General features: G+C 60.5%; 14 protein-coding genes. 11 read left to right on the top strand and 3 right to left on the bottom strand.

The features are described from left to right. Window positions 1–4 precede the first annotated feature (4 nt). Window positions 5–2,680, bottom strand: a complete 2,676-nt coding sequence (locus tag MCB86_RS12895; RefSeq protein WP_239611161.1) for an EAL domain-containing protein — start codon at window positions 2,678–2,680, stop codon at window positions 5–7. 111 nt (window positions 2,681–2,791) lie between these two features. Between MCB86_RS12895 and MCB86_RS12890 the strand changes: the two genes are divergently transcribed. Further along, a complete protein-coding gene (locus tag MCB86_RS12890) occupies window positions 2,792–3,319 on the top strand; it encodes a hypothetical protein (RefSeq protein ID WP_230623706.1) in 528 nt (175 codons plus the stop codon). 106 nt (window positions 3,320–3,425) lie between these two features. Here MCB86_RS12890 and aceF read toward each other — a convergent pair whose 3' ends face one another. Together aceF and aceE are read right to left on the bottom strand one after the other, a co-directional pair. Next, entirely contained in the window at window positions 3,426–5,423 is a 1,998-nt protein-coding gene (gene aceF / locus MCB86_RS12885; RefSeq protein WP_239611160.1) for a dihydrolipoyllysine-residue acetyltransferase, read from the bottom strand. 27 nt (window positions 5,424–5,450) lie between these two features. Further along, on the bottom strand, window positions 5,451–8,096 hold the full coding sequence (gene aceE, locus MCB86_RS12880) for a pyruvate dehydrogenase (acetyl-transferring), homodimeric type (protein ID WP_045163879.1): 2,646 nt from the start codon (window positions 8,094–8,096) through the stop codon (window positions 5,451–5,453). Between the two features lie 278 nt (window positions 8,097–8,374). Here aceE and glnE point away from each other — a divergent pair, with 278 nt between their 5' ends. The 10 genes from glnE to MCB86_RS12830 all read left to right on the top strand — a co-directional run bounded on the left by glnE (window position 8,375) and on the right by MCB86_RS12830 (window position 21,084). After that, the gene (gene glnE / locus MCB86_RS12875) at window positions 8,375–11,320 is read left to right on the top strand and encodes a bifunctional [glutamate--ammonia ligase]-adenylyl-L-tyrosine phosphorylase/[glutamate--ammonia-ligase] adenylyltransferase (protein ID WP_239611159.1); all 2,946 of its coding nucleotides are present in this window, start codon (window positions 8,375–8,377) and stop codon (window positions 11,318–11,320) included. Window positions 11,321–11,365: 45 nt separating this feature from the next. Further along, window positions 11,366–12,289 (top strand): branched-chain-amino-acid transaminase, encoded by a 924-nt coding sequence (gene ilvE, locus MCB86_RS12870; protein WP_045163877.1) that lies wholly within the window; start codon window positions 11,366–11,368, stop codon window positions 12,287–12,289. Window positions 12,290–12,370: 81 nt separating this feature from the next. Further along, the gene (waaF, locus tag MCB86_RS12865) at window positions 12,371–13,405 is read left to right on the top strand and encodes a lipopolysaccharide heptosyltransferase II (RefSeq protein ID WP_045163876.1); all 1,035 of its coding nucleotides are present in this window, start codon (window positions 12,371–12,373) and stop codon (window positions 13,403–13,405) included. Further along, on the top strand, window positions 13,406–14,407 hold the full coding sequence (gene waaC / locus MCB86_RS12860; protein ID WP_045163875.1) for a lipopolysaccharide heptosyltransferase I: 1,002 nt from the start codon (window positions 13,406–13,408) through the stop codon (window positions 14,405–14,407). Continuing rightward, window positions 14,407–15,528 (top strand): glycosyltransferase family 4 protein, encoded by a 1,122-nt coding sequence (locus MCB86_RS12855; protein ID WP_045163874.1) that lies wholly within the window; start codon window positions 14,407–14,409, stop codon window positions 15,526–15,528. Before waaC ends, MCB86_RS12855 begins: the two co-directional genes overlap by 1 nt. Continuing rightward, window positions 15,525–16,340: a lipopolysaccharide core heptose(I) kinase RfaP gene (rfaP, locus tag MCB86_RS12850; protein ID WP_045163873.1), complete on the top strand. Its 816-nt coding sequence runs from the start codon at window positions 15,525–15,527 to the stop codon at window positions 16,338–16,340. Before MCB86_RS12855 ends, rfaP begins: the two co-directional genes overlap by 4 nt. Beyond that, window positions 16,337–17,074, top strand: coding sequence for a lipopolysaccharide kinase InaA family protein (locus MCB86_RS12845; RefSeq protein WP_045163872.1), 738 nt, complete (start codon window positions 16,337–16,339; stop codon window positions 17,072–17,074). The genes rfaP and MCB86_RS12845 overlap by 4 nt, the downstream gene beginning before the upstream one ends. Next, window positions 17,071–17,826: a lipopolysaccharide kinase InaA family protein gene (locus tag MCB86_RS12840; RefSeq protein ID WP_045163871.1), complete on the top strand. Its 756-nt coding sequence runs from the start codon at window positions 17,071–17,073 to the stop codon at window positions 17,824–17,826. Before MCB86_RS12845 ends, MCB86_RS12840 begins: the two co-directional genes overlap by 4 nt. Next, window positions 17,823–19,247: a lipopolysaccharide kinase InaA family protein gene (locus MCB86_RS12835; RefSeq protein WP_045163870.1), complete on the top strand. Its 1,425-nt coding sequence runs from the start codon at window positions 17,823–17,825 to the stop codon at window positions 19,245–19,247. Before MCB86_RS12840 ends, MCB86_RS12835 begins: the two co-directional genes overlap by 4 nt. 106 nt (window positions 19,248–19,353) lie before the next feature. Beyond that, window positions 19,354–21,084, top strand: coding sequence for a carbamoyltransferase (locus tag MCB86_RS12830; protein WP_045163869.1), 1,731 nt, complete (start codon window positions 19,354–19,356; stop codon window positions 21,082–21,084). Window positions 21,085–21,105: the final 21 nt, after the last annotated feature.

Genomic DNA, 21,105 nt, shown 5'->3' with positions numbered 1-21,105 from the left:
AGGTTTAGAGCCAGTGCGGATAACGGCGCAGTGAAACGAGTAGTTGGTTGCCAGGGATGGGCTTGTCGAACAGATAGCCTTGGCCGATATCGCAGCGCTGATGGCGTAGAAATGCCAGCTGCTCGGGCGTTTCGATGCCTTCCGCGACTACTTTCAGGTGAAGGTTGCGGGCCATGGCTATCACGGCGGAGGTGATTTCGATGTCGTCCTGGCTGTCCGGAATGTCCTTGATGAAGCTTCGATCTATCTTGATCACGTCGATGGGGAATTTCTTCAGGTAACTCAATGACGAATAGCCGGTCCCGAAGTCGTCCATCGCCAATGTCACCCCGAGCGCCTTCAGGCCGATCAGCTGCTGACGCGTCTCCTCGGTGGCTTCGAGCAGCAGGCTCTCGGTCAGCTCCAGTTCCAGGCTGCCTGGGCGCAACCTCTCTTCGGACAGAATGGTAGCGATCGAACCGACCAGCTCGGGGTCGGAAAACTGCTTCGGTGAAAGGTTGATCGCGATCTGTGGCGAGCCGATACCCAGCGCAGCAAGCTGTAGGCCCATCCGGCACGCTTCACGGGCAACCCATTTGCCGATGGGAATGATCAAACCGGTTTCCTCGGCCACACTGATGAACTGATCGGGCCGGATCATGCCTTTTTCCGGGTGGTTCCAGCGCAGCAATGCCTCCAGCCCCTGCAATCGACCGCTACGCAAGCAGAGCTTGGGTTGGTAGAAGACTTCGAGTTCGTTCTGCACCAGTGCGCGGCGCAGGTTGTTTTCCACGAACAGCTTGTAGTTGGCTTCGGCGTGCAGGGCTTCGGTGAACACCTGCACCTGATTCTTTCCGTTGGCCTTGGCCTTGTGCAGGGCCTGGCCTGCATGTTTCATCAGCGTTTCCGGGTCGCGACCATGCAGTGGTGAGCAGGCAAGACCCAGGGAACCGCTGACGCTGATCAGCTGCTTGTCGACGAACAATGGCTTGTCGAGGATGCGCAGCACCTGATTCGCCAGATGCTGGCCTTCTTCCAGATCCATGTCGTCGAGTAGAAGGGCGAACTCGTTGCTGGCGAAGCGTGCCAGGACGCTGTCCCGGTTCAGGCTGTTGCGCAGACGCCGGGCGAGGCTTGTCAGCAGCTTGTCGCCGGTCTGGTGGCCCAGGCTGTCGTTGATCCGCTTGAAGTTGTCGATGTCTACCAGTAGCAGACACAGCTGGGGCTGCTTGTCGTTGGCGAAGCGCTCTTCGATGCTGCGGATGAAGAATGGGCGGTTGCCGAGGCTGGTCAGATTGTCGGTGTAGGCCAGGCGCTCGATATGTTGTTGCGCCAGCTTGCTTTGAGTGATGTCTTCATAAATGCCGATGTAATGTGTCAGTTCGCCATTCTCACCGTACACCTTGGAGATCGACAGCTGCCCCCAGTACGGTTCGAGATTCTTGCGCCGGCTGCGAAACTCACCTTGCCAGCTATTGTTTTTCGCCAAACTGGATGAAGTGTCGAAAAGCAGCTCGCTGAGGTTTTCCAGCGAGGTCAGCTCCGTGAGACGGCGTCCGCGGACCTCGTCGGCGGAAAATTGCGTGATGGCGGTAAAGCTCGGGTTGACGTAATCGACGACGCCGTTCTTATCGACCAGAATAAAGGCGCTTGCGCTTTGCTCCACTGCTCGCTGGAACAGGTGCAGGGTATGTGTGGCGCTGAGTCGCTGCTGGTTGGCCAGCACCTGCGCGTACTGATCCGCCAATTCCCCAGCGAACGCCACTTCATCGGCATGCCAGACGCGTGCGCTACCGGAATGCTCCAGGCAGAGCACACCGATGACTTCCCCTCCCACCCGTATGGTTGCGTCCAGAATGGAGGTGATGCCCCGCGGCTTGAAGAAGCCTTCGATCAATTCCTGGGTGCGGGGATCTTCCAGGACGTTGGGTACGTCGATGGCGCGGCCGCCATGCAGCGCTTCCATGTAACGAGGGCAGGCGGACATATCCAGCGCCGACGGGTATTCCTGGCTGTCGTTGTCACGCCGGTATGCGGCAATGGCTTCGAGCTGATTGCCGTTCAGGTGCCAGATCGCCGCTCGCGCGATGCCATAGGCTTCGCAAGCGGCCTGGGTGACCAATCGCGCGGCTTCCAGCTGTGGATCGGCTGAGCTATAGCGATGCCGGGCCAGACGCACGATCAGGCTCTGCTGGGCCCGTGAACGAATCAGGTGCTCGAGATGTACGTCAGCGGTTTGCGAATAAACGTCTGCTGACTGATTGAGTGTCGTCGCGGGTAATTCCAGAGCAGGCAGCACGTCAGCCGAACGTGGCTCTACGACCAGATAGCCCCGGAGCAGCTCGCGGCCATACTGCTGGCAGAGTTCGCCGATCTCCAGGAGATCCAGCACGCCGTTAGCCGAATGCAGGCAATAGCGGATGGAATAATGACCCTGGGTGGCCAGTTGAGCCTGGACGATATCGTGCGTTCTTAGCCGCACTGCCGGCTCCATCAGGCTGGCGTAGGGCGAATCTATCAATGAGCACAGCTCGTGGGCCGGCAGACCAAAGTGGCGCTCGCAAGCGGGATCCAAGTAAAGCAATGCCCAGCTGGATTCGTTCAAACGCTCGAAACGCAGCATCCCGAGCCTGGAAGGCACTGGCAACTGCGTCACAACCTCGGTCGCCAAACGGCTGGCGGCATCGGTATGTATTTTCATCGAGCGGTTTGCTTCCAGTATGCTGCGGGAGTCGCCTCGCAAGCCGCAGATCACGGCGCTTCCTGGGCGAAACGATGGCTAAATAATATTAAGCTACAGCAAGGGTGCATCATGCGACAGGGACTGACAAGCCTGCTTTCGAAGTTACTGTTGATCTCGTTTTTTCTGGGTGCCAGCGTACCGCTGCAGGCCGCTGAAACGGGCACTTTCGGCTCCGAGGAGGCGACAAAATATCTGGCGGAGCTGAAGGCGCTCTATCTTACTTCGGATGAGCGGAAAGCCCTGCTCGCGCACAGTAATGCCTTGCTGGAGACCCACACGTTAAAAGCGGCGTACCAAGTCGGACAAGCCCATCCGCAGGACCTGAGTTACCGTTTGAGCCTGGGGGCTCCCGGCGAACTGCGTATCCGCGAAGAGCGGCGCGATGCGTCTGGCAATGTCGCCGTGCGTAATCGCAGCCTTTCGGTTTTCGGAATGGATCCCTATTTGCAGTATCAATGTCCACCACAAGGCATCGTTTGTTCGTTTACCAGCCCAAACGGTGGCGAGCCCTGGTTGACCATACTGCGCGATTCCAAAGGAGCCGAGGAGCTAGCCAAGGCACTGTCCTTTCTGTTTCGCAATTTGCAGAAAGGCTAGGCCGCTCTCCAGAAGCAAGAAGCCTCAAGTTTTGAGGCTTGAGGCTTGAGGCTTGAGGCGTTGATATGAACAGCCCCGTCGGGCAGGGCTGTTCAGTACCAGGCGATCACAGCAGCATCGTGCGGATATCCGCCAACAGCTCGGACAGGCGCTTGGTGAAGCGCGCCGCCGCGGCGCCGTTGATGACGCGGTGGTCATAGGACAGCGATAACGGCAGCATCAGGCGGGGCTGGAAGGCCTTACCGTCCCACACTGGCTGCATGGTTGCCTTTGAAACGCCCAGAATCGCCACTTCCGGTGCATTGACGATCGGCGTGAAGCCGGTACCGCCAATGTGGCCGAGGCTGGAGATGGTGAAACAGGCGCCCTGCATGGCATCCGGGGACAGCTTCTTGGTGCGGGCCTTCTCGGCCAGCTCCGCCGCCTCGCCTGCCAGCTGCAGCAGACTCTTCTGGTCGACGTTCTTGATGACCGGTACCAGCAGGCCGTCCGGTGTATCCACCGCAAAGCCGATGTGCACGTACTTCTTGCGAATCACTGCCTTGCCGCTAGGTGCGAGCGAGGCATTGAATTCTGGAAGTTCCTTGAGCAGGTGAGCACAGGCCTTGAGCAGAAGCGGCAGCACCGTCAGCTTGACGCCGGCCTTCTCCGCGACCGATTTCTGCGCAACGCGGAAGGCTTCCAGCTCGGTGATGTCCGAGGACTCGAATTGGGTCACGTGCGGTACGTTCAGCCAGCTGCGATGCAGGTTGGCGGCACCCACCTGCATCAGGCGGGTCATCGGTACTTCTTCGATTTCGCCAAACTTGCTGAAGTCGACCTCAGGAATCGGCGGGATACCCGAACCACCCGCGGCGCCTGCTGCTGGGGCCTGCTTGGCCTTGTTCATCATGGTCTTGACGTAGGCCTGAACGTCTTCCTTGAGAATCCGCCCCTTCGGACCGGTGCCCTGGACATCGGCCAGCTCGACACCGAATTCACGTGCGGTCATGCGAACCGCGGGGCCGGCGTGAACCTTGGCGCCGGCTTTGCTTGGGCCGCTTACCGTCGGCGCTGGCGTCGCGGCAGCCTTGGCTTCCGGTACGCCCTGCTTGTTCGGCGCGACCGCCTGCTGCTGTGGTGCAGCCTCCTGCGGCTTGGCTTCGGATTTCTTCGCAGGGGCTGCGCCTGCCACCTTGAGTGTCAGGATCAGGTCGCCTGTCTTGGCTTCGTCACCGACCTTGATCGACACAGACTCCACCACGCCCGCCTTGGGCGCCGGAATTTCCATGCTGGCCTTGTCGGATTCGAGTGTGATCAGCGACTGGTCCGCCTCGACGCTGTCGCCGGCCTTGACCATGACTTCAATGACATTGGCGCTGCCGCTGGAGCCGATGTCCGGAATGCGAACCTCTTCCACGGACTCGCCCGCAGGTTCTTCGGCTGCTTGTTCGGCTGGCTTCTGCTGCTGGCTTTGCGCCTGAGCTGCCGGTGCGCTGCTCGCTGTCGCCGGCTTGCTTGCAGCTGCACTCTTGAGGATCAGGATCAGATCACCGGTGCCGACCTCATCGCCGATCTTTACGGAAATGCTCTCGACCACGCCGGCCGCGGGAGACGGAATCTCCATGCTGGCTTTGTCTGATTCGAGAGTGATCAGCGGCTGCTCGGCGTCGATGGTGTCGCCGACGTTGACCGAAATCTCGATCACACTGGCTTTGCCCGAGGAACCGATATCCGGGACCTTGATCTCCTGCGATTCACCCTCGTTGGCGGAAGCTGATGGATTGTCATCGCCGGGAGGGGTAGCCGCTTCGGCTTCATCGGCCGGGCCGCCGGCTGCTGCGCCAGCCGGCTCGGCAGCGGCTTGCGCCGGTGCTTCGCTGCTCTGACCCTCTTCGCTTTCCAGCTCCAGCAACTCGTCGCCTTCCTTCAGGCGGTCGCCCAGCTTGACCTTCAGACTCTTCACCACGCCGGCCTTGGGCGCGGGGATCTCCATGCTGGCCTTGTCGGATTCGAGCGTCAGGATGCTCTGGTCGGCTTCGATACGGTCGCCGACCTTGACGAACAACTCGATAACTTCACCCTCACCGCTGCCGATGTCGGGTACGCGTATGGTTTCACTCACAATAGGTTCTCCTGTGCGCACGCAGCATCAGCAATCCAGCGGATTGCGCTTCTCGGGGTCAATACCGAACTCGGTGATGGCTTCGGCCACGACCTTGCGTTCGATGGCCCCGCGATCGGCGAGTGCCTGCAGTGCGGCGACGGCGACCCAGCGACGGTCGACTTCGAAGAAGTCACGCAACTTGGCGCGCGAGTCGCTGCGGCCGAAGCCGTCGGTGCCCAGCACCTGGTACTCGCGAGAAGGTACCCACTGACGGATCTGGTCGGCGAACAGCTTCATGTAGTCGGTCGAGGCCACAACCGGGCCTTCGCGGCCTTCCAAGCACTGCTGGACGTAGGTCTTGCGCGGCTCTTCGGTTGGGTGCAGACGGTTCCAGCGATCCACGGCCAGGCCGTCGCGGCGCAGTTCGTTGAAGCTGGTGACGCTCCAGACATCGGCGCCGACGCCCATCTTAGCGAGGATGTCCACAGCAGCGCGTACTTCACGCAGGATGGTGCCCGAGCCCAACAGCTGCACACGGTGCTTGAAGTCGCCCTTGGCTTCTTCGAGCAGGTACATGCCCTTGATGATGCCATCCTCGACACCCTGCGGCATGGCCGGCTGCTGGTAGTTCTCGTTCATCACGGTGATGTAGTAATAGACGCTCTTCTGCAGCTCCATCATCTCGTGCATGCCGTGATGCATGATCACCGCCAGCTCGTAGCCGTAGGTGGGGTCGTAGCTGCGGCAGTTGGGGATGGTGCTGGCGAGGATGTGGCTGTGGCCGTCCTCGTGCTGCAGGCCTTCGCCGTTGAGCGTGGTGCGCCCGGACGTGCCGCCCAGCAGGAAGCCGCGAGTCTGTGCATCGCCCGCCGCCCAGGCCAGGTCGCCGATACGCTGGAAGCCGAACATCGAATAGAAGATGTAGACCGGCAGCATCGGCTGGTTGTAGTTGCTGTAGGCGGTACCGGCGGCCATGAAGGATGAGAACGCGCCGGCCTCGTTGAGACCTTCCTGCAGGATCTGCCCGTCCTTCTCTTCGCGGTAGTACATCACCTGATCGCGGTCGACTGGCTCGTACAGCTGCCCTACCGGCGAGTAAATGCCCAGCTGACGGAACATCCCCTCCATGCCGAAGGTGCGCGCCTCGTCCGCGAGGATCGGCACGATGCGTTTGCCGAGGTCCTTGTCCTTGACCAGTTGCGACAGGATCCGGCCGAAAGCCATGGTGGTGGAAATTTCACGCTCGCCGGAACCGTCGAGGACGGCTTTGAGGGTTTCCAGCGGCGGTGTCGGGATGCTGAAGCTCTTCGGCCGGCGCTGCGGTAGCGAGCCACCGAGCTTTTCGCGGCACTTGCGCAGGTACTTCATTTCCGCGCTGTCTTCGGCTGGACGGTAGAACGGCAGTTCTTCGAGCTGCGAATCGTTGACCGGGATATCAAAGCGATCGCGGAATTTCTTCAGACTGTCGATATCGACTTTCTTGGTGTTGTGGGCGATGTTCTTCGCCTCACCGGCACCGGTGCCGTAGCCCTTGATGGTCTTGGCCAAGATGACTGTCGGCTGGCCCTTGTGGTTGACCGCCTGATGGTAGGCCGCATAGACCTTATAGGGGTCGTGACCGCCACGGTTGAGCTTCCAGACTTCCTCGTCGGACATGCTCTCGACGCGCTTGAGCAGTTCCGGGTCGGCGCCGAAGAAATGCTTGCGCACGTAAGCGCCGTCTTTGGCCTTGTAGTTCTGATATTCGCCATCGATTGCCTGGTCCATGCGGCGCTGCATGCGACCATCTTCGTCGGCGGCGAACAGCGGATCCCACAAGCGGCCCCAGACGACCTTGTTGACGTTCCAGTTGGCGCCTTTGAACACGCCTTCCAGTTCCTGGATGATCTTGCTGTTGCCGCGAACCGGGCCGTCCAGGCGCTGCAGGTTGCAGTTGATGACGAATACCAGGTTGTCGAGGTTTTCGCGGCCGGCCAGGGAGATGGCGCCAAGCGTTTCCGGCTCGTCGCACTCTCCGTCACCGATGAAGCACCAGACGCGCTGCTTGCCTTTGGGAATGAAGCCGCGGTTTTCCAGGTACTTCATGAAGCGTGCCTGGTAGATCGCAGTGATCGGCCCCAGACCCATGGAAACGGTCGGGAACTGCCAGAAGTCGGGCATCAGATGCGGGTGCGGGTAGCTCGACAGGCCTTTGCCATCGACTTCCTGACGGAAGTTGAGCATCTGGTCTTCGCTCAGGCGGCCTTCGAGATAAGCGCGGGCATAGATACCGGGGGAAGCGTGGCCCTGGTAGTAGATCAGATCGCCGCCGTGCTCCTCGGTAGGAGCCTGGAAGAAGTAGTTGAAGCCGATGTCGTACAGCGTCGCGCTGGAGGCGAAGGTGGAAATGTGTCCACCCAAGTCCGGGTCCTTCAGGTTCGCACGCATCACCATTGCCAGTGCGTTCCAGCGGACCAAGGAGCGAATGCGGCGCTCCATGAACAGGTCGCCGGGCATCTTGGCTTCGCGGGTGACGGGGATAGTGTTGCGGTACGGCGTGGTGATGCCATAAGGAAGTGGCGTGCCGCTGCGGGTGGCCAGTTCCCCCATCCGGGTCATCAGATAGTGGGCGCGGTCTTCACCTTCGCGGTCGAGTACTGACTCGAGGGCGTCCAGCCATTCCTGGGTTTCGACGGGATCGAGATCTTGCATGGCTTGCTCCAGGGCGGAAAGGCTTCCAGAATCGGTTGCCTGCTTCGCGGCCGGCTTTGTGGGCCGGTGCGTATATGTTCTTGGATGTTTGGCCGGGGGTAGGGCCGGGCTCTGTAGTTTTACTACAAAACAACGGTTGATTCAGCCCCCTGCAACATTCTTTCGTAGTAAAACTACATCTCAGCGGTTCGGCCTGACTCGCTGGCGCCGGCGGAAACTGCTCTAGTACGGGCGCCTCCGCTTCTCCAGCAGCCAATCAAGGCATTAAGGAACTTTTTATGAGCCTGCCAGTACTGGTTGCATTGCCAACGTCGCTCCAATCTTTGGTCACCCGTGCCGAGGAGACGTTCCTCAGTGCGGTTCACGACTCATCGGCGCAGGCGAAGCAGCAATTCGCCGCTTGGCCGTCAGCGCGTCGCGAGGCATTTGGCCGGGTCTGTGCGGCCAGTGACTTCGTCAGCGAACAGGTTAGCCGAGATCCCGGCATGCTGCTGCAGCTGGCCGAGGCCGGGCTGTTGGAGCGATCACTGCAAGGCGCGGAAATGCGCACGACACTTGCCGAGATACTCCGCGAGTGCGCCGACGAAGACAGTCTGGGGCACGAACTGCGGCGGTTTCGCAATCTGCAGCAGGTGCGGATCATCTGGCGCGATCTTACGCGTCAAGCGGATCTGGCCGAGACGTGCGGCGATTTGTCCGACATGGCCGACGCCTGTATCGATCTCGCCTACCAATGGCTTTATACGCGCCACTGCGAGCAGTTCGGGGTGCCGACCGGACGGCGCAGCGGTGACGCGCAGCAGATGGTCATCCTCGGCATGGGCAAGCTGGGTGCGCGCGAGCTCAATCTGTCCTCCGATATTGATCTGATCTTTGGCTATCCCGAAGGGGGCGAAACAGTCGGTGCCAAACGGTCACTGGATAATCAGGAGTTCTTCATCCGTCTCGGCCAGCGACTGATCAAGGCGCTGGATGCGCCGACTCTGGACGGCTTCGTCTTTCGCGTGGACATGCGTTTACGGCCTTACGGCTCCTCGGGCTCGCTGGTGCTGAGCTTCAATGCGCTGGAGCAGTACTATCAGGACCAGGGCCGCGACTGGGAGCGCTACGCGATGATCAAGGCGCGGGTAGTCGCCGGTGATCAAGGGGCCGGCAAAGAGCTGCTCGATATGCTGCGGCCGTTCGTCTATCGGCGTTACCTCGACTTCTCCGCCATTGACGCGCTACGCAGCATGAAGCAGCTGATCCAGCAGGAAGTCCGACGCAAAGGCATGGCTGCGAACATCAAGTTGGGTTCCGGCGGTATCCGCGAGGTGGAATTCATCGCGCAGGCGTATCAACTGATTCACGGCGGGCGCGACCTGAGCTTGCAGCAGCGGCCGTTGCTCAAGGTGCTGGCAACGTTGGCCGGGCAGGGCTACCTGCCGTCGGCCGCCGTCGACGAGCTGCGCGAGGGCTATGAATTCCTGCGCTACACCGAGCATGCGCTGCAGGCCATCGATGACCGCCAGACGCAAATGTTGCCGGACAGCGAGATCGACCGTGAGCGCGTCGCGTTCATGCTGGGATTCGAAACCTGGGAAGCCTTCCATGAGCGCCTGTTGCATTGGCGCGGTCGGATCGACTGGCATTTCCATCAGGTGATCGCTGATCCCGACGAAGATGAAAATGCTGAGGGCGAGGCGCTCGTCGGTGGCGAATGGCTGCCCTTGTGGGAGCAGGATTGGGACGAAGAGTTCGCCTGCCGTCAGCTGGCGGAGGCGGGGTTTCATGATGGCCAGGCCGCCTGTCTGCGTCTTGCCGCGCTGCGCGGCGGTAGTCAGGTACGAACCATGCAGCGCCTCGGGCGGGAGCGGCTCGATGCCTTCATTCCTCGCTTGCTGGCGCAGGCGGTCGAGCAAGATGATCCGGATCTGGTGCTCGAGCGAGTGCTGCCGCTGGTCGAAGCCGTGGCGCGGCGCTCAGCCTATCTGGTCTTGCTGACGGAAAATCCCGGTGCGCTGCAGCGATTGCTGGAGCTCTGTGCCGGCAGCCCCTGGATCGCCGAACAGATCGCTCGTTTTCCATTGCTGCTCGACGAATTGCTCAATGCCGGGCGGTTGTTCAGTCCGCCACAGGCCCCGGAACTGACGGCTGAGCTACGTGAGCGGCTGGCGAGAATTCCCGAAGACGATCTTGAGCAGCAGATGGAGGCGCTGCGGCATTTCAAGCTGGCGCATCGGCTGCGCGTGGCAGCATCGGAGATCGCCGGTACGTTGCCCTTGATGAAGGTCAGCGACTACCTGACCTGGCTCGCCGAGGCGATTCTCGAGCAGGTGCTCGCACTGGCCTGGCGGCACACCGTGGCCCGTCACGGCCAGCCGCGGCGCGCGGACGGCTCTTTGTGCGATCCGGCGTTCGTGATTGTCGGCTACGGTAAGGTCGGCGGCATCGAACTCGGCCACGGCTCCGACCTGGATCTGGTGTTCATCCATGACGGCGATCCCAACGCCGAAACCGATGGCGTCAAGCCCATCGACGGCGCCCAGTTCTTCACCCGCCTGGGACAGCGCATCATTCACCTGCTGACCACTCAGACTACCTCTGGTCAGCTCTACGAAGTCGACATGCGGCTGCGGCCGTCCGGGGCTTCCGGGCTGCTGGTCAGTTCGCTGAGCGCTTTCGACCGCTACCAGGGCCAGGAAGCCTGGACCTGGGAACATCAGGCACTGGTCCGGGCTCGCGTGCTGGTCGGCTGCCCTCAGCTTACGGCGGACTTCGAGAAGGTTCGCGCGGCGGTGCTCGGACGACCACGCGATCTCGAGCAGTTGCGCCGCGAGGTCAGCGAGATGCGCGCCAAGATGCGCGACAACCTCGGCACCCGTGCGACACAGGCGGGCCTAGCCGAAAAAGCGTTCGAGGCGGAGGGCGAGTTCAATCTCAAGCAGGATGCCGGTGGTATCGTGGATATCGAATTTATGGTGCAATACGCGGCTTTGGCGTGGTCGCACCAGCATCCGCAACTGCTGCGCTATACCGATAACATCCGCATTCTCGATGGGTTGGAGCAGGCCGGGTTGATGACCGGCGATGAGGTCAGACTGCTGCAGGATGCCTACAAGGCATACCGCGCGGCTGCTCACCGGCAATCACTGCAAAAACTGCCCGGGGTCGTGAGTGGGGACCAATTTCATGACGAGCGTCGCGCAATAATGCGCATCTGGCGTGAGCTGGGGCTCAGCTGATCTCGTCTGCAAACACAGCATTTATCGAATTCCGAGGTGGCAACAATGTCGATGGCCGATCGTGATGGCGTGATCTGGTATGACGGTGAGCTGGTGCAGTGGCGCGACGCGACCACCCATGTACTGACTCATACCCTGCATTACGGCATGGGCGTTTTCGAGGGCGTGCGCGCCTACGACACACCGGCTGGCACCGCGATCTTCCGCCTTCAGGCGCACACCGATCGTCTGTTCGATTCGGCGCACATCATGAACATGCGGATGCCGTATTCGAAGGAAGAAATCAACGAAGCGACCCGCGCCGCCGTGCGTGAGAATAATCTGGAAAGCGCCTACATCCGCCCGATGGTCTTCTACGGATCCGAAGGCATGGGCCTGCGCGCCAGCGGCCTGAAAGTTCATGTGATCGTCGCTGCCTGGCATTGGGGTGCCTACATGGGTGACGAGGCGCTGGAGATGGGCATCAAGGTGCGCACCAGCTCCTTTACCCGTCACCACGTCAACATCAGCATGACCCGCGCCAAATCCAACGGTGCCTACATCAATTCGATGCTGGCCCTGCAGGAAGCCATTTCAGGCGGCGCCGACGAGGCGCTGATGCTGGATCCGGAAGGCTACGTGGCCGAAGGCTCCGGCGAGAACATCTTCATCATCAAGAATGGTGTGATCTACACCCCGGAAGTGACCGCCTGCCTCAACGGCATCACCCGCGGCACCGTATTGACCCTGGCCGACGAGCTGGGCATCAAGGTGGTGGAAAAGCGCATCACCCGTGACGAGGTCTACATCGCCGACGAAGCTTTCTTCACCGGCACTGCCGCCGAAGTCACGCCGATTCGCGAAGTCGACGGCCGCAATATCGGCATTGGTCGTCGCGGCCCGGTCACCGAGCGCATCCAGAAGGCCTATTTCGATCTGGTGTCTGGCAAGACCGATGCGCACGCCGAGTGGCGGACGCTGGTCAAATAAAGCCTGAAGCTGGAAGCCAAAAAGCCGGATTGAAATAACCCCGGCGCTCGCTTCCAGCTTCGAGCCTATGGCTTGTAGCTTATGAATATTCTGATTGTGGGTCCCAGCTGGGTCGGCGACATGGTGATGGCGCAGACGCTGTTCGTCTGCCTGAAACAGCGCCATCCGGATTGCCAAATCGACGTGCTCGCACCCGAGTGGAGCCGGCCGATCCTCGAACGGATGCCAGAAGTACGTCAGGCGCTGAGCTTCCCGGTGGGGCACGGCGTGCTGGACATGGCGACCCGGCGCAACATTGCGCAAAGCCTGCGAGGCCAGTATCAGCAGGCGATCCTGCTGCCCAATTCGCTGAAATCGGCGCTGGTGCCGTTTTTCGCCGGGATTCCCAAACGCACCGGCTGGCGCGGCGAAATGCGCTTCGGCTTGCTCAATGACATGCGCAAGCTGGATAAGCAGCGCTATCCGCTGATGATAGAGCGCTTCATGGCGCTGGCCTTCGAACCTGGTGCCGAGCTGCCCAAGCCCTATCCGCGGCCGTCACTGCGCATCGACGCTGAAAGTCGCGATGCTGCGCTGGTGCGTTTCGACCTGAGTATGGATCGGCCCGTGCTGGCGTTGTGTCCGGGCGCTGAATTCGGCGAATCCAAGCGCTGGCCGACCGAGCACTTCGCCGAGGTGGCCGAAGCGAAAATCCGCGAGGGCTGGCAGGTTTGGCTGTTCGGCTCGAAGAACGACCATGCCGTGGGCGAGGATATTCTCCAGCGATTGATCCCTGGTTTGCGCGAAGAGGCGCGCAATCTTGCCGGCGAAACCAGCCTGGCTGAAGCAATCGATCTGCTGTCGTGCGCCGAGGCGGTGGTCTCGAACGATTCCGGGCTGATGCACGTGGCTGCCGCTCTCGGCCGCCCGCTGGTGTCGGTCTATGGTTCCACCTCGCCAGCGTTTACTCCGCCGCTATCCGATCAGGTCGAGGTCGTGCGCCTGGGCCTCGATTGCAGCCCATGCTTCGAGCGCACCTGCCGTTTCGGTCACAACAACTGCATGCGCGAACTCGGGCCGCGTTCGGTGATTGACGCACTGGATCGCCTGGTGCCACAGCCGGTCGAGGTGCGTTGAGTGAGGGTGTTGTTGATCAAGACATCCTCGTTGGGTGATGTCGTGCATACGCTTCCGGCGTTGACCGACGCGCAGCGCGCGATACCTGGCATTCAGTTCGACTGGGTCGTGGAGGAGGGCTTCGCCGAGATTCCGGCCTGGCATCCGGCAGTGGCCCAGGTCATTCCCGTGGCGATCCGCCGTTGGCGAAAGCATCCCCTGCAAACGCTTCGTTCTGGTGAATGGCGCCGCTTCAAGACGCGTCTGCGTGAGGCCCGCTATGACTTGGTCATCGATGCACAAGGTCTGCTCAAGAGCGCCTGGCTGACCCGTTACGTTCAAGCCTCGGTCGCCGGTCTGGACCGGGACTCGGCGCGGGAACCGCTGGCGTCGCGTTTTTACGATCGCCGCTACGTCGTGCCACGTGATCAGCATGCCCTTGAGCGTGTGCGGCAGCTGTTCGCGCAGTCGCTCGGTTATTCGGTCCCCGAAGCGACTGCCGATTACGGGCTGGATCGCAGCCTGCTGGCGACATCCAACGAGCAGCCCTATCTCCTGTTTCTGCACGGCACTACTTGGCCGAGCAAACATTGGCCGGAACCTTACTGGCGCGAATTGGCCGAGCGTATGAGCGATTTCGGCTGGGCGATCCGCCTGCCGTGGGGCAACGCTGACGAAAAGGCGCGTGCTGAGCGTATCGCGCAGGGACTGGATAGCGTATCGGTATTGCCCAGATTGAATCTCGGTGGAATCGCTAAGGTAATCGCCGGTGCGCGTGCCTGCGTCGCCGTCGATACCGGGCTTGGACATCTGGCCGCTGCGCTGGATGTTCCGAGTATTTCGCTTTACGGCCCTACCTTGCCGGGCCGTGTTGGCGCCTATGGCCGCTCGCAGGTGCACCTGTGCGCGACGGGCCCGAACGCCGGTAAAGGCGATCGCCACAAACCTTGCTTCGACGACTTGCCACCCGAGCGTGTCGCCAGCGAACTCAAGGCCCTGTTACGGTCATCGGAGACACCCTGATGCAGCTGGCCTTCATTTTGTACAAGTATTTCCCGTTCGGCGGACTGCAACGCGACTTCATGCGCATCGCACTGGAATGCCAGCGTCGCGGCCATGCCATTCGAGTCTACGCGATGATCTGGGAAGGTGAGGTGCCTGACGGCTTCGAGGTGCTGATCGCGCCGGTCAAGGCAATCTTCAACCACACCCGTAACGAGCGCTTCACCACCTGGGTCGAGGCGGATCTGGCAAAGCGTCCGGTGGATCGGGTGGTCGGCTTCAACAAGATGCCTGGGCTCGACGTCTACTATGCGGCCGATCCCTGTTTCGAAGACAAGGCGCAGACCCTGCGCAATCCGATCTATCGTCGCTGGGGCCGTTACAAGCATTTCGCCGAGTACGAGCGCGCGGTGTTCGAACCGCGGTCAAAGACCGAAATACTGATGATTTCCGAGGTTCAGCAGCCGCTGTTCGTCAAACACTACGCGACACCCACCGAGCGCTTCCACCTGCTCCCGCCAGGCATTGCGCAGGATCGGCGTGCGCCGAGCAATGCTGCTGAAATTCGCCTGGCGTTCCGCGACGAATTCGCACTGGGCGGCGACGAGCTGTTGCTGGTGCAGATCGGCTCCGGCTTCAAGACCAAAGGCCTCGACCGCAGCCTCAAGGCGCTGGCGTCGCTCCCACGCGAGTTGAAAAAGCGCGTGCGCCTGTTCGTTATCGGGCAGGACGATCCGAAACCCTTCCAGATGCAGGCCAAGACGCTGGGGGTGTCCAGTCAGGTCGAGTTCCTCAAGGGGCGCAGCGACATTCCGCGTTTTCTGCTCGGGGCCGATCTGCTGATCCATCCGGCCTATAACGAGAACACCGGAACGGTCCTGCTGGAAGCGCTGGTCGCCGGATTGCCGGTGCTGGTTACCGATGTCTGCGGCTACGCCCACTACATCGCGGACGCCGACTGCGGTCGCGTGGTGTCCAGCCCGTTCGATCAAAACCAGCTCAATCGCATGCTGGCCGAGATGCTCGCCGATGACGCGCAGCGCAATCGCTGGGCACACAACGCATTGGCTTATGCTGACCGCGCCGACCTTTACAGCATGCCCGTACGGGCGGCCGATGTGATTCTGGCGGAGCGACCATGATTTTGATCCTTGCCGAGCCCTTCCAGACGCTCTGGGCGGACGTTGACCCGTTCGAGGCGGTCGAGCAGCTTCAGGGCCAGGTCTATCGTGAGCTCGACGGCCGGCGCACTTTGCGTACCGAGGTCCAGGGACGCGGTTACTTCGTCAAGATCCACCGCGGTATTGGCTGGGCGGAGATCGTCAAGAATCTCGCGACCGCCAAGCTGCCGGTGCTCGGTGCCGGACAGGAGTGGCGCGCCATCCAGCGCCTGCACGAGGTCGGCGTGCCGACAATGACGGCGGTGGCCTATGGCGAGCGCGGCAGCAATCCTGCAGCTCAGCATTCGTTTATCGTGACTGAAGAGCTGGCGCCGACGACCAGCCTCGAGGACTACAGCGCCGATTGGCTACAAGCCCCACCTGAGCCCCGACTCAAGCGCGCACTGATCGCCGAGGTCGCGCGTATGGCCGGAACCATGCACCGCGCGGGTGTCAATCATCGCGACTGCTACCTCTGCCATTTCCTGCTGCATACCGACAAACCGGTGATCGCCAGCGATTTTCGCCTGTCGCTGATCGACCTGCATCGTGCCCAGGTGCGCCGCGAGACACCGCGTCGTTGGCGCGACAAGGACCTGGCTGGTTTGTATTTCTCAGCGTTGGGCATCGGCCTGACCAATCGCGACAAATTGAGATTTCTAAGGGGCTATTTCCAAGTGCCGCTGCGCCAGATCTTGCGTGATGAGGTGGCACTGCTGTCGCGTCTGGAGCGCAAGGCCGGACAGTTGCAAAACCGCTTCCAGCGCAAATACGCACCTGGAGCCCAGGAATGAGCGATTGGCAAACCGTCGGCGAGCTAAGTGCTGACGTCGCTCATGCGTTTGGTGATCTGGATGCCGTTTTCGCTCTGGATGGCGAGCGGATCGCAAGGGATCCATTATCCGAGGTCATCCGGGTCAGCATTGCTGGCGAGCGTTTTTACGTGAAGCGCTATTGGGCTGCCGGTAAAGGTTTACGGCGTTTCATTGGGCGCCCGAGAGTCGAGGCTGAGTGGCAGAATCTGCAATATTTCAGCGATTGGGGGATTGCCGTTGCACCCTTGATCGCCTGGGGTATGCAGCGACGGGCAGGCTTCTTTCAGCGTGGCGCATTGATCACAGTGGAGGTGCCTGGGACCACGGATATGGCTGCCATGGCGTGCGCTGCCGATCCTAGGTTAGCGGACCGCCGGTGGGTTCAACGCGTCAGCGAACAAGTAGCTGGCGCAACGCGCGCTTTGCATGATCATCACTTCGCCCATAACGATTTGAAATGGCGGAACTTGTTGGTCAATGAGGCGGGTGAATTGTTTCTTATCGATTGCCCGTCGGGGGATTTCTGGTGGGGCCCGCTGCTCAATCACCGGATCGTCAAAGACTTGGCTTGTCTGGACAAAGTGGCGAGATACACGTTGTCGCGTACTCAGCGACTGCGTTTCTTCCTGCTCTACCGTCAGCACCAGCGGATTGGTCCCGGCGATAAAGCGTTGATCAGAAAAATACTGACCTATTTCGAGGGGCGCGAATGATCGAGTTCATTTCGCCGGAGGATGCCGGTGCCCTGCGTAGGGCAGGCCTGGATAGCTTCGATGCCCTGTGGGCCTTGGAACTCGACGCCGTTGATGCACCCAACACCGCTCGCGACGGGTGGAGCAGTGTGTCCCGACTGGATATCGGTGGTGTCGGATATTACCTCAAGCGGCAGAGCAACTATCTGTCGCGTAGTTTGCGCCACCCTCTCGGAGAGCCGAGTTTTGCGGCGGAGTTTCGCAATATCCGCCGCTATCAGCGCAAGCAGGTGCCAACTCTCAGTGCAGCGTTTTTCGCCCAACGTCGTGTTCAAGGCACCTTCCGTGCCGTTCTGTTAACTCGTGCGCTTGATGATTGGCAAGACCTGAGCTACCTACTCGCTCAGTGGGGCAGACTCGGGACGATGCTCCAGCGGGCGGCCCTTATTGCGTGTGGGCGCCTAGCCCGGCAGCTGCACGAAGCACGTGAGACGCACGGTAGTTTCTATCCAAAACACATCTTCCTTCGGAAGAGTTCCGGTGGCTACGAGGCGTGTCTGATCGACTTGGAGAAGACCCGTACATTATTCACTGATAGGGGGCGAATACGCGATCTCGAGGCCTTGATTCGCCGCGTCGGTTTCTGGAACGAGGATGAATTGCGCTGCCTGTTAGCGGCTTATTTGGGCGAAGAGGAAGGTAACAGCCATGCGGTTGATCTCTGGTTGAGCCGCGTTCAGACGCGCCGTCAACACAAGGATGCGCAGGCATGAATCTCGACGAAATGCGTCTGGCCGGACGAAACCCAGCGCTACCGCTAAGTGTCGCGCTGGGCGCCGGCCAGTTGCGTATCGAACAATGGCTTCGGGTCCTGCCAGGTCAGCGCTACGTGGCGCGGGCGCAGTGGCGGGGGCATTCTGTACTGGCCAAGCTGCTTGTGGGGGATCGAGCGCGCCAGCATTTCGAGCGCGAGCTCATTGGCGCGCAACTGCTTGCTGGGCAACAAATGACTACGCCGGCGCTGCTGGAGCAAGGTTTTGACGAGCGTGCAGGCGGTTGGCTGCTTTTTGAGTATCTCGAGGGCGCGCGCAGCCTGCATGACGACTGGCTCGAGGTGGCTCATCAGGTGCCGTTGAGTGACGGGCAACGGTCGGTGCTGGACAGTGCGCTGGCGGAGATCGCCCGCCTGCACGCAAAAGGGCTCTGGCAAAGCGATTTGCATCTGGACAACCTGTTGCGCCGAGATCAGCAGCTGTACCTGATCGATGGTGGTGGCGTTCTCGGAGAGGTGCCAGGCCAACCTTTGTCTAGAGATCTTGCCCTGGAAAATCTAGGGCTGTTCTTTGCGCAGTTGCCGGCCGTACTGGAGCCGTTTATCGAAGAGTTGCTGGTTAGCTATCTGCTGGTCAACAGCACGCAAGCGCTTCCACTCGAGGCGTTGCTCGACAAGGTGCAAGCGGCGCGGCGGAAGCGGCTCACCAGTTATTTGAACAAGGTCGGTCGTGATTGCACGGCGTTTAGCGTGCGTCGTGATGGTAGCGGCCTGGTGGCCGTGCGCCGGGAGCGTGAGGCACAGTTGAAAACGGTCTTGGACGCCCCGGATGACTATCTCGCCGGAGGCGTAGCGCTCAAAAAAGGGGGGAGCTCCACGGTTGCGCGTGTCGATGTGCTGGGCGAAGCGCTTGTTATCAAGCGCTACAACATCAAGAACCTGGCCCATTGGCTGAAACGCTGCTGGCGGCCGTCCCGAGCTTGGCACAGCTGGGTCGAAGCACACCGTCTGGATATGCTGGGCATCGCCACACCCCAGCCTCTAGCCGTAATCGAAACGCGTCGCTGGGGGCTGCGCGGGCGCAGTTATCTGATTACCGAGTATGTAAGTGGGCAGGATATAATCGCGCGTTTCGAGCCTTACGTGGACGCCACGCCCCCCGAACGCGAACTGCTGGCATTGGAGCAACTTTTCGCTGCCCTGATTCGCGAGCGTATCAGCCATGGGGACCTTAAAGGCACCAACCTGCTCTGGCGAGATGGCTGCTGGGCTTTGATCGATCTGGATGCGCTACGTCAGCATCGTAGCGTGGCTAAGTTCCGTCAGGCTTTCGCGAAGGATCGTGACCGTTTATTGCGCAACTGGCCGGCAGATAGCGTTTTGTGCCGTCTGCTGGATCAACGTTTACCGAAGACGGCCTGAAGCAGAATGCCGAGGCTGAAAAGAATGCCCACGGGCTGTGTATTACAACGCGGGGCTATAGGCTTCAGGCTTTAGGCTCCAAGCTGATTTCAAGAGGCTTTTTACAGTGGCATTGACGATTCTCGGCCTTTCCGGCGCCCTCAGTCACGATCCTTCCGCGGCGCTGTACGTCAACGGCAAGTTGATCGCTGCAGCGGAGGAGGAGCGATTCGTGCGCGACAAGCATGCCAAGAATCGCATGCCTTATGAGTCGGCCAAGTTCTGCCTGGAACAGGCCGGGATCAAGCCGTCCGACGTCGACGTGGTGGCGATCCCTTTTGCGCCGATCAGCATCTTGGAGAAGGCCCGCTGGCATTACGCCAAGCGCTACTGGTACGCACCCGATCGCGCACTCGATGCCATTCTCTTCGGCAATCGTCGCTACAAGCGCTACCACAAGCGTATCCAGTGGTGCCTGCAGCAGCTCGGCTTCGATCTGAAAAAAATCAAGATCGAGCCGGTCGAGCATCATCTTGCCCATGCATCAAGCGCTTATCACTGTTCAGGCTTTACGGAAAAAACCGCGATTCTTGGCATCGATGGAAAGGGTGAGTACGCAACCACGTTCTTTGGCTATGGCGAGAACGGCCGGATCCACAAGATAAAAGAATTCTACGATCCGGATTCGCTGGGAGGCCTTTATGGTGCCATCACCGAATTCCTCGGTTTCGAGATGCTCGACGGCGAATTCAAGGTCATGGGCATGGCGCCATACGGCGACGCGACCAAATATGATTTTTCCCGCCTGGCTAAGTTTGAGAACGGCGAGCTGACCATCAATACCGATTACGCCAATGTCATCGGTTTTCGCCGCTACAAGGAAAAGGGCAAGGGTTATTACTTCTCGCCCAAACTGATCGAGTGGCTAGGGCCGAAGCGCGAAGGCGATATTGCCGACGATCCCTACATTCACTATGCGGCGGCGATGCAGGCGCTGTTCGAAAAGCTCGCCCTGCAAATGATGGACTATTACTTGGGTGACATCATTCGTGAGACCGGCAAGATCGCTTTCGCCGGCGGCTGCGCGTTGAACGTCAAGCTCAACCAGAAGATCATCGCCCGCGACGAGGTCAAGGAGCTCTTCGTTCAGCCAGCCTCTGGTGACGCTGGTACTGCCGTTGGTGCTGCGGCCTATGTATCGGTGCAGCGCGGCGTGCCGGTGGAGAAGATGGAGCACGTCTATCTTGGGCCGTCCTACTCAAATGAGGACATCATTGCGGCATGCGCGCGCCATCCGAACAAGCCGACCTGGACGCAGATCGAAGACATGCCGCAGCGTATCGCAAAGATCATGGTCGAGGGCAACCCGGTTGCCTGGTTTCAGGGTCGCATGGAGTTTGGCCCGCGTGCATTGGGCGGGCGCTCGATCATTGGTTGCCCAAGCGTGCCCGGTGTCGCCAACCGCATCAACGAGCAGATCAAGTTCCGTGAACGCTGGAGACCCTTTTGCCCGTCGATGCTCGACACCGTCGCGCCGCAGATGCTCAAGGTCGATCATCCGAGTCCTTTCATGACTTTCACCTTCGAGGTCAACGAGGACTGGAAGGAGCGCGTCGGCGAGGTGGTGCACGAGGACGGCACCTCGCGCGCCCAAGTCCTGGAGCGGCGCCATAACCCCCGCTGGTATGACCTGATGCTTGAGTTGGAGAAGATCACTGGTAACGGTGTATCGCTCAATACATCGCTTAACCGCCGTGGAGAACCGATGATTTGCTCTCCAACCGATGCGCTGAACATGTTCTATGGATCGGATCTGCAGTATCTGATCATGGAGGATGTGTTGGTGGTGAAGCAGTAACCTGACAATAACAAGAGTGAC

Origin of the sequence: Pseudomonas sp. KSR10 (assembly GCF_022355455.1) — a bacterium.
Lineage (GTDB): Bacteria > Pseudomonadota > Gammaproteobacteria > Pseudomonadales > Pseudomonadaceae > Stutzerimonas > Stutzerimonas stutzeri_E.
Note: the sequence above shows the minus strand (reverse complement) of the source record. Positions and strands in the feature narration are given on the sequence as shown.

What these genes read in the sequence shown, in the direction of transcription:
- MCB86_RS12895 (WP_239611161.1), bottom strand. Translation starts at nt 2,680, where the DNA reads ATGAAAATACATACCGATGCCGCCAGCCGTTTGGCGACCGAGGTTGTG.
- MCB86_RS12890 (WP_230623706.1), top strand. Translation starts at nt 2,792, where the DNA reads ATGCGACAGGGACTGACAAGCCTGCTTTCGAAGTTACTGTTGATCTCG.
- aceE (WP_045163879.1), bottom strand. Translation starts at nt 8,096, where the DNA reads ATGCAAGATCTCGATCCCGTCGAAACCCAGGAATGGCTGGACGCCCTC.
- glnE (WP_239611159.1), top strand. Translation starts at nt 8,375, where the DNA reads ATGAGCCTGCCAGTACTGGTTGCATTGCCAACGTCGCTCCAATCTTTG.
- ilvE (WP_045163877.1), top strand. Translation starts at nt 11,366, where the DNA reads ATGTCGATGGCCGATCGTGATGGCGTGATCTGGTATGACGGTGAGCTG.
- waaF (WP_045163876.1), top strand. Translation starts at nt 12,371, where the DNA reads ATGAATATTCTGATTGTGGGTCCCAGCTGGGTCGGCGACATGGTGATG.
- MCB86_RS12855 (WP_045163874.1), top strand. Translation starts at nt 14,407, where the DNA reads ATGCAGCTGGCCTTCATTTTGTACAAGTATTTCCCGTTCGGCGGACTG.
- rfaP (WP_045163873.1), top strand. Translation starts at nt 15,525, where the DNA reads ATGATTTTGATCCTTGCCGAGCCCTTCCAGACGCTCTGGGCGGACGTT.
- MCB86_RS12845 (WP_045163872.1), top strand. Translation starts at nt 16,337, where the DNA reads ATGAGCGATTGGCAAACCGTCGGCGAGCTAAGTGCTGACGTCGCTCAT.
- MCB86_RS12840 (WP_045163871.1), top strand. Translation starts at nt 17,071, where the DNA reads ATGATCGAGTTCATTTCGCCGGAGGATGCCGGTGCCCTGCGTAGGGCA.
- MCB86_RS12835 (WP_045163870.1), top strand. Translation starts at nt 17,823, where the DNA reads ATGAATCTCGACGAAATGCGTCTGGCCGGACGAAACCCAGCGCTACCG.